Origin of the sequence: Brasilonema sp. UFV-L1 (genome assembly GCF_012912105.1) — a bacterium.
Taxonomy (GTDB): domain Bacteria; phylum Cyanobacteriota; class Cyanobacteriia; order Cyanobacteriales; family Nostocaceae; genus Brasilonema.
Map to the genome: position 1 here is coordinate 1 of NZ_QMEA01000030.1, position 13,835 is coordinate 13,835.

Annotated in this window: 12 protein-coding genes and 1 pseudogene; 5 read left to right on the top strand and 8 right to left on the bottom strand. The window is 39.6% G+C overall.

Translation table 11 applies throughout. The features are described 5' to 3' along the window. Positions 1-24: 24 nt before the first annotated feature. The 4 genes from DP117_RS11475 to DP117_RS35365 form a co-directional block, all read right to left on the bottom strand. Entirely contained in the window at positions 25-828 is an 804-nt protein-coding gene (locus DP117_RS11475; protein WP_169218434.1) for a DUF3598 family protein, read from the bottom strand. A 79-nt stretch (positions 829-907) separates the two neighbouring features. Then, positions 908-1,810, bottom strand: coding sequence for an ABC transporter permease (locus tag DP117_RS11480; protein ID WP_169218435.1), 903 nt, complete (start codon positions 1,808-1,810; stop codon positions 908-910). 200 nt (positions 1,811-2,010) lie between these two features. Further along, the gene (locus DP117_RS11485; RefSeq protein WP_211176048.1) at positions 2,011-2,718 is read right to left on the bottom strand and encodes a methyltransferase; all 708 of its coding nucleotides are present in this window, start codon (positions 2,716-2,718) and stop codon (positions 2,011-2,013) included. Next, positions 2,682-2,975 carry a methyltransferase dimerization domain-containing protein gene (locus tag DP117_RS35365; protein ID WP_211176049.1) on the bottom strand — a complete coding sequence of 98 codons (294 nt, stop codon included), beginning with the start codon at positions 2,973-2,975 and terminating at the stop codon, positions 2,682-2,684. Before DP117_RS35365 ends, DP117_RS11485 begins: the two co-directional genes overlap by 37 nt. Positions 2,976-3,604: 629 nt before the next feature. Between DP117_RS35365 and def the strand changes: the two genes are divergently transcribed. Together def and DP117_RS11495 are read left to right on the top strand one after the other, a co-directional pair. Continuing rightward, positions 3,605-4,168: a peptide deformylase gene (gene def / locus DP117_RS11490; RefSeq protein ID WP_169218436.1), complete on the top strand. Its 564-nt coding sequence runs from the start codon at positions 3,605-3,607 to the stop codon at positions 4,166-4,168. Positions 4,169-4,189: 21 nt separating this feature from the next. Next, positions 4,190-4,387 carry a hypothetical protein gene (locus DP117_RS11495; RefSeq protein ID WP_169218437.1) on the top strand — a complete coding sequence of 66 codons (198 nt, stop codon included), beginning with the start codon at positions 4,190-4,192 and terminating at the stop codon, positions 4,385-4,387. 154 nt (positions 4,388-4,541) lie between these two features. On the opposite strand, the gene DP117_RS11500 is transcribed toward DP117_RS11495, so the two are convergent. Then, positions 4,542-4,934 carry a carboxymuconolactone decarboxylase family protein gene (locus DP117_RS11500; RefSeq protein ID WP_169218438.1) on the bottom strand — a complete coding sequence of 131 codons (393 nt, stop codon included), beginning with the start codon at positions 4,932-4,934 and terminating at the stop codon, positions 4,542-4,544. 1,584 nt (positions 4,935-6,518) lie between these two features. Between DP117_RS11500 and DP117_RS11505 the strand changes: the two genes are divergently transcribed. The 3 genes and pseudogenes from DP117_RS11505 (at position 6,519) to DP117_RS11515 (ending at position 11,294) form a co-directional block, all read left to right on the top strand. Beyond that, positions 6,519-7,595 (top strand): response regulator, encoded by a 1,077-nt coding sequence (locus DP117_RS11505; RefSeq protein ID WP_169218439.1) that lies wholly within the window; start codon positions 6,519-6,521, stop codon positions 7,593-7,595. A gap of 748 nt (positions 7,596-8,343) precedes the next feature. Then, positions 8,344-9,105, top strand: a pseudogene (locus tag DP117_RS11510) (Hpt domain-containing protein); the annotation flags it as partial. A 134-nt stretch (positions 9,106-9,239) separates the two neighbouring features. After that, entirely contained in the window at positions 9,240-11,294 is a 2,055-nt protein-coding gene (locus DP117_RS11515; protein ID WP_169218441.1) for an NACHT domain-containing protein, read from the top strand. 61 nt (positions 11,295-11,355) lie between these two features. Here DP117_RS11515 and cobA read toward each other — a convergent pair whose 3' ends face one another. From cobA to DP117_RS11530, 3 genes are all read right to left on the bottom strand, one after another. After that, positions 11,356-12,102: a uroporphyrinogen-III C-methyltransferase gene (gene cobA, locus DP117_RS11520; RefSeq protein ID WP_211176050.1), complete on the bottom strand. Its 747-nt coding sequence runs from the start codon at positions 12,100-12,102 to the stop codon at positions 11,356-11,358. Positions 12,103-12,203: 101 nt separating this feature from the next. Further along, on the bottom strand, positions 12,204-12,962 hold the full coding sequence (locus tag DP117_RS11525) for a sirohydrochlorin chelatase (RefSeq protein ID WP_169218442.1): 759 nt from the start codon (positions 12,960-12,962) through the stop codon (positions 12,204-12,206). A 149-nt stretch (positions 12,963-13,111) separates the two neighbouring features. Beyond that, positions 13,112-13,795 carry a manganese catalase family protein gene (locus DP117_RS11530; RefSeq protein WP_169218443.1) on the bottom strand — a complete coding sequence of 228 codons (684 nt, stop codon included), beginning with the start codon at positions 13,793-13,795 and terminating at the stop codon, positions 13,112-13,114. Positions 13,796-13,835: the final 40 nt, after the last annotated feature.

Consider the following 13,835-nt stretch of genomic DNA (forward strand, 5'->3'; position numbering starts at 1 on the left):
TGTACTCAGGTCGGTGTAGGTAGTTCACCGACGTTCTGTGACTAAAGTCAAGCTAACCCATTCGCCTTTATCGCTGTAGTTGCGAATCATCCGTTGTCGTAAATTCGGTTGGATAAGCCAACCAACCTCAAGAAAAAATGGTTGACGTAATTGCAGTTTGAGTGGAGAAGTCGCAGAAGCACCATCAGGGAGAAGTAGAACTTGTATCTGCTTTTGTGGATCTTGGTTAAAGTGGATGATAGAGTCTTTTACAATTGCTGTTGAAGTGATTGTGTGTTGGTCAAAGGTTAAACTTTGCGTTAATCGTCCAGCGCCATCAAGTTGTAGTTGCATTTTGGTGGAGTAACTTTGGGTAGAACGCCAATCTGGATATATTGTCACTGCTTCACCCTGCCATTCTCCCAGAAGGTCATCGACTTTTAAAGGTGGATTTTGTACTGGTTGAGTTCCAGCCAGATGTTCTCGAATCAGGGTAAATTGGTTTAGCTGGAGGTTTTTGTCAAACAACTGAACTAGGCGTAAGCGGCGATTTTCGGAAATGAAACCAAATTCTGCCCCAAATTCGGAAAATGGACCAAGTTGGATAGAACCTTGAGAAAACGCTCCATTCTCAAACAACAGAATACCGCGTCCTAAGGACGAATATTCTAAAATTTTTTCATTTCCCGCCAAGCGGATAGTTTGGCGGATAGTTTGGTTGTTGTTTAACCCTTGCAAGGAAACGACACTGGGAATATCTTCTAGAATTTCACCTTGAGGCGAGAAACGGGTAAATGAACTCTGCCATTCACCCAGGTTGTTTAGTAAAGCTTCCCACTGCGATCGCATAAGTTAGAGTTTTGAGCTATGGACGATATATTATAGCTTATAAAAAGTAAATTTTGTGATTATTCATCATTCATAAATCCTAGCTTTTTGCAAATCGCCACAAAGCAAAAAGACTCCCTAATAGTCCGACTACTGTTCCAAAAAAGAGGAGAATCAAAGGCAATAGTAAAGTTTGTAACAGACTGAGTTGCATACCGTTGCTCAGAAATCGAAGAAACTCAGGTTGATTGACTAACCACTTGTTAAGAAGCTGTTGAGTGCAGATGATGAAACCCGAAGCAGTCGCACCGCCAAGAAAGCCACAAGTCACTCCTTGTAAGATAAATGGCAGATAAATCCATGCTGAAGTTGCGCCCACAAGTTGCATAACTTCAATTTCCCGACGACGGGCTATGACAATGAGGCGAATGGTTGTTGAAGTCACACTAACTGCAGTTAAGGTAAAAACAATTGTAATCGTCAGTGACACCCAGTTTAAAGCTTTATGTAATTGGGCGATTTTTTTGACAGCTTGATCCACATACTGTACAGCGTCAACTCCTTGTAACTTTGCCAGTTGCTTTGCTAAAGTTGGCACAGCAGAAGAATTGCGTGCTTTGACTTTCAATTCATCTACTAAAGGATTATGACCAAGTTGCTCAGTTGCACCTTCAATATCAGAAATCCCTAATTCTTGGACTAATTTTTTCCAAGCTTGCTCTTTGGTAATTGTTTTAATATCTTCTACTTGTGGCATTGTTGCGACTTGTGGCAAAATCACTGCTGCCCTTGTATCTGGCTTAAGATAGACAGAGACTTCCAACTGGCTACCAAAATGATTGAGCAGTTTTTCTAATTGCCAAGAAGTTTGCAGGCTTATACCAAATAAGAATAGTAAAACAGTCACAGTACTGACAGCTGCCCAGTTCATCCATCCACCACGTTGCAAACCCAAGAAGGTTTCTTTGAGCAGATAGTCAAGTTTAGTGATCAACCTCGGCATTTGATACCTCAGTGTTTTTGAGAAAACAACAGTATCTTTTATACCCGAAAGCATGATAGATAGCCAGAGAAATATCTACATATCATGACTACGGGAATGAATATTGAAGTAAAAAAATAACTCAACGTGTTCTCCAAAGATACTGAGGCGCAGACTGCAAGTTCAGCACCTCCTTGTTTTAATCAATCACCAAAACTAACTCATGGTTTTCTTGCGGTTATAAGTGAATAGTAGCCATAGGTTGGGGTGACTGATATATCTTCAAATCCACATTCTGTCAGAATTTGCTCAAGTTCTCCTGCTGTGAATTGCTTACCTTCAGTCACCCAGATCATGCACATTGAAAATGAAGTAGCAACCACGGGGCTATCTTTCGTATCCGATAGTAATATTTCGTGAAGGTAAATGTGACCTCCTGATGGTAATGCTTCAAAGCTGCGTCGAGCCAAATACAGACACTTTTGCCAACCCCAATCATGAAAGATATTACTAAATAAAATTGCATCGTAACCATTCGGAAAAGGGTCTTTGAAAAAATCCAGAGCGTATGTGTCTACTTGGTCTTGCAATCCAGCTTGAGCAATGTATTCTTCTTCTGCAATCTGACATACTGTTGGCAATTCCAAAATAGTGCAACGTATTTGTGGGTAGCGTTGAGCCAAGGCAAAACAAAAGGCTCCAGAGCCACCTCCAATATCGAGAAGACGGTTTACACCTTCAAAGTTACCTCGCAATGCAGCGCCTAATGCGGGAGAGACTGTCTGGCTGTGCATATGTCGGGTAAAGACTCTAGCTTGTTCCAGTTCTACTTCGTGAGTTTCCCAGATATCTTTCTGTTCGTAGATAGTTGATTTGTCCTTGCGTAGAGCTTCTAGCAATGTTGAGTGCGATAGTGGAGTCGTTCGCATAAAATGCAATATACCACCCCAGTAGTAAGGACTGTTTGTAAGTAATAATTTTTACATGAATCGGGTAAGTGAAATTTGCCGTTGTGCTGCACGAGATAACCTAGTGATGCTAATACTCCCAAAAGCGCCTCAGTCGCACGTCCTCCTAAAGACAACTTTTTTGCTACATCTTCAGCTGTTGCTGGAGCTTCATCTAGAAAAGGAAATAGCCCGACTTCGTCTGCAACAGTCAGTGTAGGAAAATGGAACATAGACATCCATGTATCCCAAAGCAATCTATCATCACAAGTTTGTATAGCAAAATGTGTTATTTTATGGTAATTATACATTAATTACAAAGGAAGATGTAGATTCTACTTATTAATATCACAAAGTCCTTTATAACAGGACTTACGCAAAGAAACCCGGTTTATACGAAAAATCGTCTGTTTCGCAACCAAATACGAACGAAGAAACCGAGTTTCTAGCAGATGGTGCGTAAGTCCTTTACCAACGAACTCAGTCGAGATGAATTGGTGGCGATCGCCCGTAGTATGAAATAACCCTCTCCTCAAGAAGCACACACGCCGGTTTGAGTGTACCTCCGCCTGGAAGTTTGACTTTTTTCTGGCGTTTAAACTAGTGTTTCACCACAGGAACTTCGCCGGGTACACAAACCCGGTTTCGATAAAGTTACCGGGTTTCTCAACAGATCGTTCAGCCTGCACAGTTGCTTTGACAGGCTACCTACATCACCGATAAAAACACAAGAGAAAGTTTAGGTAGGTGTAGGCATTGCATTCGGTGATGATGGGTTTTACCCAATTTAGCTACGGGACTGGAATTGTTAAGATTAAAGAACTCAGAATATATTAAAACCTAGCCCACACACGTGAGTTACAGGACCATGCCCATAGAAATCGCTGTTGAAAAGAAAAAGTTACAAAAACCGCCATTAGAACTTCATTACTTAGGCGATCGCGTTCTTCGTCAAGGAGCAAAGCGCGTATCTAAAGTAGACGAAGAAATTCGTCAAACGATACGTGAAATGCTGCAAACTATGTACAGCAAGGATGGCATTGGTTTGGCTGCACCTCAAGTGGGAGTTCATAAACAACTGATTGTCATCGACTGCGAACCGGATAACCCAGCTAACCCACCACTGGTATTAATTAACCCCACTATCAAACAGTTCAGCCGTGAGATCTGCGTGGCGCAAGAAGGATGTTTGAGTATCCCAGGAGTCTACATGGATGTCAAGCGTCCGCAAGTTGTCGAAATTGCTTACAAAGACGAACATGGGCATCCCCGAACATTAAAAGCTGGAGATTTACTTGGACGTTGCATTCAGCACGAGATGGATCACCTCAACGGCGTGGTATTTGTAGATCGTGTAGAAAACTCTTTAGCTTTGACGCAAGAGCTCTCTAAGCATGGGTTTTCACATCAGGCTGTAAAACCAATAAAATGAGGTAGTTAGATAGTGAATATAATGACTCCAAAAAGCGGTTTATTCTTGGCTGGTTCTTGTATTACAGCTATAGCCGCAGTCGGTTCAATGTTTGAACTCGCTTCTGGACAACCAGACTTCGGTACTCAAACAACTGCAATCATTCTAGCAATAAGCATTCCACTGACAGGATTATTTTTCGTTGCTGCAGTTAGGGATGCTAGAGCTAATATTAAATAAGCATCAGGTATAAAGTAAGGAAAAGGAAAAAAGAAAAGAGAAAAAAGAAATCATTTGACTTTTTACCTTTTCCCTTTTACTAAAAGTTGATCATTTCGTTGGAATTGCTGATCAAAATTTGATCATAGAAACAGCATGAGGTAAGGATAAGTCCTTACGTCTTGAATTGCTCATCTACTGGAATTTGGTAACCGTTGGCAAGGCGATTGGTTGTATTGGCTGTAGCAATAATTCCCATCAGTTCGCCAAACATGACATCGCTCATCCCTTTTGCATGCGCTGCTGCTGTGTGTGAGGCGATACAGTACTCGCAACCATTTGTCACACTCACAGCAATGTAAATCAGTTCGCGCATCAGAGGATCGAGTTCGCCAGGGCTAGTCATCACTTCTTTGACTGTTTCCCACGTTCGCCGTAGAGTGGGAGGATGGTTCGCTATGGCTTTCCAGAAATTGTTAATGTAGTCAGTCTTACGAATCACGCGAATGTCATCGTAGACTAAACGAACTTCGTCATTAGCTTCTTCGTATTCAATCAGTTTGTTCATTGTTTAAGATGTTCCCCAACTGTATTGGCTTCATGAAATCTACATAAATTTGCCAATCGCCTGAGTAAGGTAGATTGAGTGTATATTTTTTTCTTTATAGTTGACTTCGTATTTACTAGTCATCAATATATTTTTATTCTTACTCGCTTCTTGCCAGAACATCATCTAAGAATTAACCCTAGAGAATGCAGAAGATGCGAAGGAAATAGACGTACGCAGGGTTATAGCTCATTTTAGACTACCGAAAGAAGTATTTGTATACAAAAGTTTTATACCCTTTGATGATTGCCAAAGTACTGGTAGTATTTCATACTTTTATTTGTCCAAAGACTTATATTTTTTTCATTTTATACACTGAAATACATAAAATTTTCATGAATTTTATCTTTTTTGTTAGGTTACTTAAGTACAAGCACTGAAATTATTAACAGTTTCAAATTCTCTGACAAACTAGACTGGAACAAATGCAATTTTTCATGCTTTTTTCACTTACTTGTAGTACTTTTCATACATTTTTTAACTTTTTGATGAAAATTATAGTAATCTAAATGTTAGTGAGTATGCTATTTACCATCTACCCACTCACTAAAACTTTCTATTTTCTCTGGTATGTACTCGACAAGTTGAGTACCACTGGACATTTCTGAATGTGGCACTCAAACCTCTCCAGGGTGACGATTCATTACAAAACAACGTCACATTGTGTTACCGCTACGTATGATGAAATTACCTTGTTATGAAACAGTGACCTTTGGCTCTCATGGCGTAACGTTGCTGTATGAGTTATTATTACAGTCATTATTACTATGAGTTTACCATTCTTGTCGTTCAAACAATCATCTACTTAGGTGAAAGAAAAGTTGGTGGACAGCCGTCTAATGGCAATGGTAGGTAAGATGAAAACATGCCTCTTGTTGTTGACAAAGATATCAGTAATTCCTTTTTTGGTTTTTAAAAATAGTTTATAAAGCTCTGTTTGAGAAATAGTTGTCCGCTTTGCAAACTTACTTTCATCCCTCATTATGCGGTAAACCTTATGACCAATTACCTTGTTAATTTTCAGTTATCAATTATCAATTATCGATTTTATAAATGCTCATTGTTCATTGTTGATTGATTCTGAAGTCGTGGGATCATTGATAATTGTTCATTGATTTTGACTGAATGTACTCCTCAGTATAACTCAGTACAATCGTTAGATAAGTAGCTTAAACTCTGGTGCGCAAGCCATCCGTTATTTCTCCCTGACTGTCATAAGAAGCAGCAGAACTGAGCAAAACTCAAAACCAGCAAAGCTACAAAATTTACCAGGAATTAAGCATCTCCAAACATCACTCTCCCTGACGGGGAGCACTCTTCGTTTTCAGCAATTGAGTACTATAGGCTTACTTGTGTACTTGCTTTTTATAAACAGGTATAAGTCATGCTGAAACGACTTCTTAATCAGAGAAAGTAAAGTTTGTGGCAACAATATAGAGACTAAGTTACTAGTTATCAATAGCATATTTTTTCTACTATACAGCCACAAGTACTTATCTTCATGTCCAAATCATTCTTTCTGTCGAAAATTATTGATTTATGAATATGACGACACTTCCTATTGGTAGATACAGATTTTTTCAAACATTACAGCCATTATCTCTACTAGGAAAAATGACCAGCAAACCTCTTACTGGTTGTTGGCAAGTTTTTAGTCCGTCAGTTTCTTGGTCAATCTATTTAGATGAAGGGAAACTGATTTATGCTTGCTATACAGATAAAATGTTTGATTTAATTGACAGACATTTAGAGCGTTTAAGTGAGCAATTTCCTACTATTAATCGTGGAATTTCTAAACAATTGCAGACAGTATTTAACGCAGGGCTTGACAATCAAGAAATACTAAATCCAGATTATTTAGCTATTTGCTGGTTAGTGAATCAAAAGTATATAACTCCTGCTCAAGCTGGAGTGTTGATAGAACAATTAGCAATAGAAGTGCTTGAGCCATTTCTGAAGATAAAAGAGGGAAGTTACGAATTTACCTCTGAGAGTTTCATAAATGATATGCCAAAGTTCTGTCATCTAGATTTATGCTTGATAGTCGAAAAATGTCAATATTACTCACAAAATCAAGGAAATACGAAATCACGAAGTAAACGACAGCGCTTTTACTCTTTTGCATCAAAAATCTGGCAGCCACAAAAAAAAACTGAGCAAAAGTTTACAAATACAAACAGTGCGCAGACGACAGAAGTTAAGAATAACGATGGTAAACAGCAGCAGAATTATCAAAAGTCATCTGAAGTAAAAGTTTATAAAATTGTTTGCATTGATGATAGTCCTGTCATCATCAATTCAATCAGTAATTTCTTAGATGACAAAATGTTTTCTGTGATTGCAATCAATGATTCTTTAAAAGCGTTAATGCAAATTATCCGTGTCAAACCTGACCTCATTTTACTAGACATTGAAATGCCAAGTTTAGATGGCTATGAACTGTGTTCTTTGTTACGAAAACATTCATATTTTCAAAATACGCCAGTGATTATGGTTACGGGTAGAACAGGAATAATAGACAGAGCAAAAGCAAAGATGGTTAGAGCGACAGGCTATCTAACCAAGCCTTTTACACAGGTAGATTTGCTAAAAGTTGTCTTTCATCATATCGAAGGTTTATAAGTCATGTAACACTTGTGCTAAACTTCGTCTGTTGTAGCTGGTTTTGGATTTCAATAGTTTAGTATGAATTGGGTTAATCCCTGCGATTCTATAAAATGATTTATCTAATTCATGTCTTCTCTTTGCGCACTATGGTGTGCCTCTGCTGACTTTAAAAATCAAACGAAAACTTGACAATTAGTTTTTAAAGAATGCTCATGATGAGCAGTTTTTCTTTTTATATTAGCTTCAAAATATATCAGGCTCATCAAAAGTTAAATATCTATTCTTTACAGTTAGAAGAATTCAAAAATTAACTGTTTGTAAAAGATAAAGCAGAGTACTGATGCCTATACAGCTAAAAGAATAGCTGCTTAATGAATGGCAATGTAAATTTGAATTTCTGTATGAATAGTTCAAATATTATACTTGTCGTAATACAAACCCTAAACAACTTGGAGATTACTCAATACCCCACTCATTGCATTCTGAATTCTGAATATGAGTTCTTATTTACAGGATTTTTCTAGCAAGATAAACAATTATTAATAGTCCAAAATAGGGAAAGTATTTTGTATTTTTTCATACTTTATACTATCTCACATTGCTTCAATCCCCTAAATTTATGATGGGGGAGGTTGATAATTTTGATCGCTCCTTTGTGGTACGAAGTGCCATATTTTGAATTTTTAACCCCTTGTAAGTGCAGAACACACGTCAAAGGTGTTCACTTTGCAAGGGAATTTATAACTATTGAAGAACAAATACTATGTTACAAGACAAAGAACTAGAAACCCAATTGCAATTTATAGAGTCAGCAATTGACTCTCTCAATACTTTGGAAGCTGTTTTATTAGAAGTCAAATTTAATCGTCAAATCGCTCTACAAAAAATTAATGCTGGAGTGAAAGCTGCTCATTCTATAAAAGGTGGAGCAGGAATGATGGGATTTCGGACTTTAAGTGCTTTAGCTCACCGTTTAGAAGATTCTTTTAAAGTGTTAACAACTCAGAAAGACTCTTTAGAACTTGATATTGATTTGCAAAGTTTACTTTTAGCTGGAGTCGATTGGCTGCGTCAGATACTGAAACTACATTTAGAAGGTTATACCATCGATGAACAATGGTTAGCCACTTTTTGTTATCCAGTTTTTGAAGAGTTACAAGAGCGTTTGGGCGATTTAGTTTCTGAGGAAAATCTCACGATTCTATCACCTGACAATGAACTGCAAGACATTATTTCTTTACTATTTCAAACAGAAGTCGAAGACTGTCTACAACGTCTAGAATCATTGATTTTAAATAGTGAAAAGTCTGTTTTACAGGACGAAGTGACTCTTATGGCAATAGAGTTGGGTGGTTTAGGGGAAATGCTTCAGCTACAACCTTTTACTCTGCTTTGTAAATCCATAACTGAACAATTAGAAGCAGCAGAAGAAGTTGAAGAAATTACGCAGTTAGCCTTACAAGCATGGCGACAGTCAAAAACCTTGATACTCACTCATCAGATTGATAGTTTACCAACAAAGATTACCCATAAGTTAGCAGATTCTCTCAATAGCTGCGTGTGAAGCCGCTAGTTTTGAACCGGAAATAAGCAAATATCCGGAAAGAACAATTCTTTGGATGTATAACAAAGGCTAGATACTAGCTGAAAAGTATGTCCGTGGCTACACACACTTGTCGAAATCTTTTCCGAAGGATTGGTTTAAGCGTCATCGCTTCTCAGATTGCAGTGACATTGCTATACGGTTCCGAAATCTTGCTTTTTAGCAGCACTTCTTGCACAGCGCAAACGTCCGCTGATACGAAAATAGCACCACTGATTGAGAAGTTAAAATTAGAAGGCGAAAAAAATAAGCAGATTCGCCGGGGCGCGGCTGATGCTATCACAAAAATAGGTTTACCAGCTATTCGTCCCCTCGTTCCCATGTTACGGGGTAACAGAAATGGACGAGTTCGCTGGTATATTGGTGAGAGTCTGGAGAATATAGCTGGTGAACTTCAGGACAAGGCAAAAATATTATCGGACTCACAGTTGCAACAAGCAATATCAGACTTGGAGGAAGCATTACGGGCTTTAGAATATAACAAAACCAAATTTCCTCATGATTCTTTCATAGACAAAAACATAGCACGTGTTCGTCGTCCTCTCAGTGCTTTGAAAGCTGAAAAAGAAATCCGTTCAATCTCACTGAGAAAAACATTTGAGTCAATTTTCAAAAATCAATGGCTATTAGGAACGGCGATTTACCTTGTCTTCTTTCCTTCTTTGTGGTTCCTCATTATCCGATTCCGTCCCCTATGGCTGCTACGAATTAACGATTTTCTCAAACCTTACGAATTTAAACTACCGGAAACATGGGGTGGTGCGCCTGTGCGAATTCGTGACTTACTGTTTTTCAGTCTTTTTAGTCACCGCCACAAAGTTCTAGATGCATGGGTAACTAAATATCTCACAACAGCTTATCAGCAGTTTCAGCAGAAAAATACAGTAGGCGAACGCGCTATCCACATTCCTGTTCTTGCGATTTTGAATGAGAAAAAAATAAATTTCCTCACCGGGAATTCTTTACAGTCAACTTTCAACAAAAATCGCGGTTGTTTACTCATCTGCGGTGAAGGGGGAACCGGAAAAACCAGCTTAGCTTGTCAGATAGCCAAGTGGGGAATCGAGGGAAGCCTTTGTGAACACAAGATGCTACCAGTTTTAATAGAGGAAGAACTGAACTTCAAACTTGAGACAGGGAAACAACCTTTACTGGAAGCAATTAGTGGGCAACTCCAAGACTTAATTGATGAAGCTACACCCATTTCTGAAGAATTGCTCAAACACCTTCTACAACAGCGTCGCATTTTGGTGATTATAGATCATTTCTCAGAAATGAGTGAGGCGACGCAACAGGAGATTAAGCCTCAGTCTCCAGATTTTCTAGTCAATAGTCTGGTGATAACCTCACGCCGCCGGGAAGATATCAAAGTCACCCATAGTATCCTCAAGCCATGCGGTATTGAGAGTTCTGGGCTAGTCAAGTTTATGGAAGACTACCTAGAAAAGCGAGAAAAACGTATTTTCTTCACTAATCCAGAACTTCTTGATGGCTGTAGCCACCTTTCGCGTCTGGTTGATAAGCGAGAAATCACCCTTCTACTGGCAAAATTATATGCTGAACAGATGATAGTCGCCTATGAAGATGGAAAACGCGATACTTTGCCTGAATCTATTCCCAATTTGATACTCGACTACATCAATAGGCTAAACGCCAGTGTGACAGAGGAGCAATTTGATGACGCCACCGTCCAACAAGATACCAAAATCCTTGGTTGGGAATCCCTTAAAGCAACCTATCGACCCGCAGATGTCAAAATTAAAGATGTGATGCAAAAATTGGGAGGTGACAATGCTAAAACTCGTCTTAAATATTTAGAAGAACGCCTGCATCTTATCCGCACTATCCCTCCAGCTAAAACTGAAATCCGCTTTTCCCTCGATCCCTTAGCTGAATATCTTGCTGCATTCCGCTTGTTAGATATTTATGGTACAGACGAAAATCATTGGATTAATTTCCTGACAGACGTAGAAGATAAAACCAAGAATAGACAGGAAATTAAAGGCTTTTTGATAGCAGTACGAGATTGCCACCAAGCTAAGATAAATCATACCCACATATCAAACTTCGTAGCAGACGAACTCAGTAGAATAATCCAACTTGTACCGTAAATAGTAAATAAATTAAGCTTCCTCACTCATCTTCTGCGCCTTTGCGCCTTGGCGTAATCTCTTAAACAGGACGACAACTAGATAACATTGCGTGCATCTTAACTACTGCACCAATCACAACAATTGCTGGCGCTTCAAACCCAGTTGCTTCGACTTGCTCTACAATTGTTCCTAGCTGACCAATCAATTCTTCCTGCTCTGGTCGTGTACCCCAACGTACCAAAGCAATAGGTGTTTCTAAACTCAACCCGGCTTCAGTTAACTGCTCCACAATATGAGATAGATTGTGAATACCCATGTATACCACTATTGTTTCTGAACCGTGGGCGATCGCATTCCAATTCACTGCCGGACGATACTTACCAGCAGACTCATGTCCAGTCACAAAAGTGACAGATGAACTATAAAACCGATGCGTCAAAGGTATACCTGCATAAGCTGGAGCAGCTATTCCCGATGTTACACCAGGCACAACTTCCACAGGAATACCAGCTTCTACCAATTCTTCCATCTCTTCGCCACCGCGACCAAATATAAACGGATCGCCCCCCTTGAGTCGCACAACGATCGCATTCTCCTGCGCCTTAGCAATCAGCAAGTGTGTTGTTTCTTCCTGTATAATAGAGTGACGTCCTCGCCGCTTACCAGCATTAATCTTCTCGGCTTCAGGATTTATCATTGCCAAAATTGCTGGACTGACCAAGGCATCATAGATGACCACATCTGCACACTCTAATAATCCCTTACCCTTGAGAGTCATTAACCCCGGATCTCCCGGTCCTGCGCCTACGAGGTAGACCTTACCCAAATTCCTCTTGCTCTCTTCGTTTTCTTCCTTCGCACCCTTTGTGTCTATGTCCTGCGGACACGCTAGCCCCGAAAGGGGCGCTTCGCAAACGCTAACGCGGTTCATTGTTCTAACAAATCCCAAATTAATTCTACTAATTCTGCACTTGCTCCTAAAGGCTCCGCAAGTTGGAAATTTACTTTAGGAAAATGTAATTTTAACTCTTGTTGTCTTCGAGCAACAGCATCCGTTATTCCACCTGAAAACAGAAAGTATGGTATTGTCAGTAAATTTTTATAGCCAGCAGTTACTAAATGTTGCACCTGCGCTTCTAAACTGGGAGATACACTCAAGTATGCAGCCACTGCTCCTATTCTCGCCGCCATTGCTTCCACTGGGGCGATCGCTTGAGGGCGACGACTACCATGAGCTAAAAGAATTTTTGCTTCTGCTTTTGTAGCTATCAATTGCTTCGCCAGCAAGCGTTCTAAAGCAGGGTGACAACCTAAGTATGGTTGCAAAAATATCTTGATATCTTGACTAAGAGCTTGGTCTGCCAGTGCGACTTGCTCTGGAATATCTTCCATCACATGAACTCCACTGAGCAGGAATAGTGGTATAATTTTAATGCTATGACATCCAGAATTTAAAGCATTCTTAGCAAATTTTATGATTTGCTGATGTAAAGGTTGAGGATTAAGTTCCAAGTACGCAGTACCGATCAAGGTTTCACATTTTCGTTGAGAAGTTATACGCCCAGTTGCAACAGCAGATAAATCTTTTCGTATCTTCTGACATAACAGTCCTACCAGATGTTGCATAGCAATTTCTGGACGCGGATCACGACTTCCGTGGGATACCAGCAGATATGCAGATGTCATTGGCAAGGATGTTACTCAAATGTTTTGTTTCATTATTACATATAACTATTAATTGGATTATATAGATAGTTATGAGCCAGGAACTGTCAATTCCTGGCTGTTGTAGAGCTTAATTGAGAATAATGTCAAATTGCGGCTGATTTCTCAACCTACTTTTCTGCAACGGGATCAGCAACGTAACGGAAAGTGGGTTCTGAATTCCAGGGACCACGCTCATCCTTACCATTAGTAGACAAGTTGTAGTAAATGTCTACAGTGTTATCGGGTTGGATATTACCAAAGAATGGCTCAGTTAACTTACCCAAAGAATCTAAAGCTTTCATAAACATTTGGGTATGAGAGACTTCCCGCGTCAGAAGATGAACAAGTGCCTGTTTGGTTCCATCATCAGGAGCTAGCTTAATCAAAGCTTCGTAAGTTTGACGTGCCCCAGCTTCAGCAGCAATGTCAGCACGCAAATCACGCACTACGTCACCACCTTCATTAATATAAGCTGCTGACCAAGCTTGACCTTGACTATCTAGTAAGTGAGGTCCCACACCCCGCACAGCAAACAAGGTACTTTTGTAAGCTTCGGTTTGGTCAGCATTTTTGGTGTGACTTTCGATCAGTCTACCCACCATTTCTAGATGGCTAAACTCTTCGAGAGCAATATCTTGCAACATATCCCGAATTCCAGGATTTTCGCAGTGTAAAGATTGCGTCCAGTACTGCAAAGCTGCTGTTAATTCACCTGTTGCACCACCAAATTGCTCTAGAAGTAGTTGAGCAAAACGTGGATTTGGATCAGCAATTTTAACAGGTTGAATTGTTTCTTTCTTATGAAAAAACACAATCCTTCTCCTTCTTTAATAAGTTTGTGTTCCAGTTTAT

Bases quoted from the DNA above. Each gene is read 5' to 3' on its own strand.
- DP117_RS11495 (WP_169218437.1), top strand. From the start codon at position 4,190: ATGACTCCAAAAAGCGGTTTATTCTTGGCTGGTTCTTGTATTACAGCT.
- def (WP_169218436.1), top strand. From the start codon at position 3,605: ATGCCCATAGAAATCGCTGTTGAAAAGAAAAAGTTACAAAAACCGCCA.
- DP117_RS11480 (WP_169218435.1), bottom strand. From the start codon at position 1,810: ATGCCGAGGTTGATCACTAAACTTGACTATCTGCTCAAAGAAACCTTC.
- DP117_RS11475 (WP_169218434.1), bottom strand. From the start codon at position 828: ATGCGATCGCAGTGGGAAGCTTTACTAAACAACCTGGGTGAATGGCAG.
- DP117_RS11525 (WP_169218442.1), bottom strand. From the start codon at position 12,962: ATGACATCTGCATATCTGCTGGTATCCCACGGAAGTCGTGATCCGCGT.
- DP117_RS11485 (WP_211176048.1), bottom strand. From the start codon at position 2,718: ATGCGAACGACTCCACTATCGCACTCAACATTGCTAGAAGCTCTACGC.
- DP117_RS11500 (WP_169218438.1), bottom strand. From the start codon at position 4,934: ATGAACAAACTGATTGAATACGAAGAAGCTAATGACGAAGTTCGTTTA.
- DP117_RS35365 (WP_211176049.1), bottom strand. From the start codon at position 2,975: ATGTCTATGTTCCATTTTCCTACACTGACTGTTGCAGACGAAGTCGGG.
- DP117_RS11505 (WP_169218439.1), top strand. From the start codon at position 6,519: ATGACGACACTTCCTATTGGTAGATACAGATTTTTTCAAACATTACAG.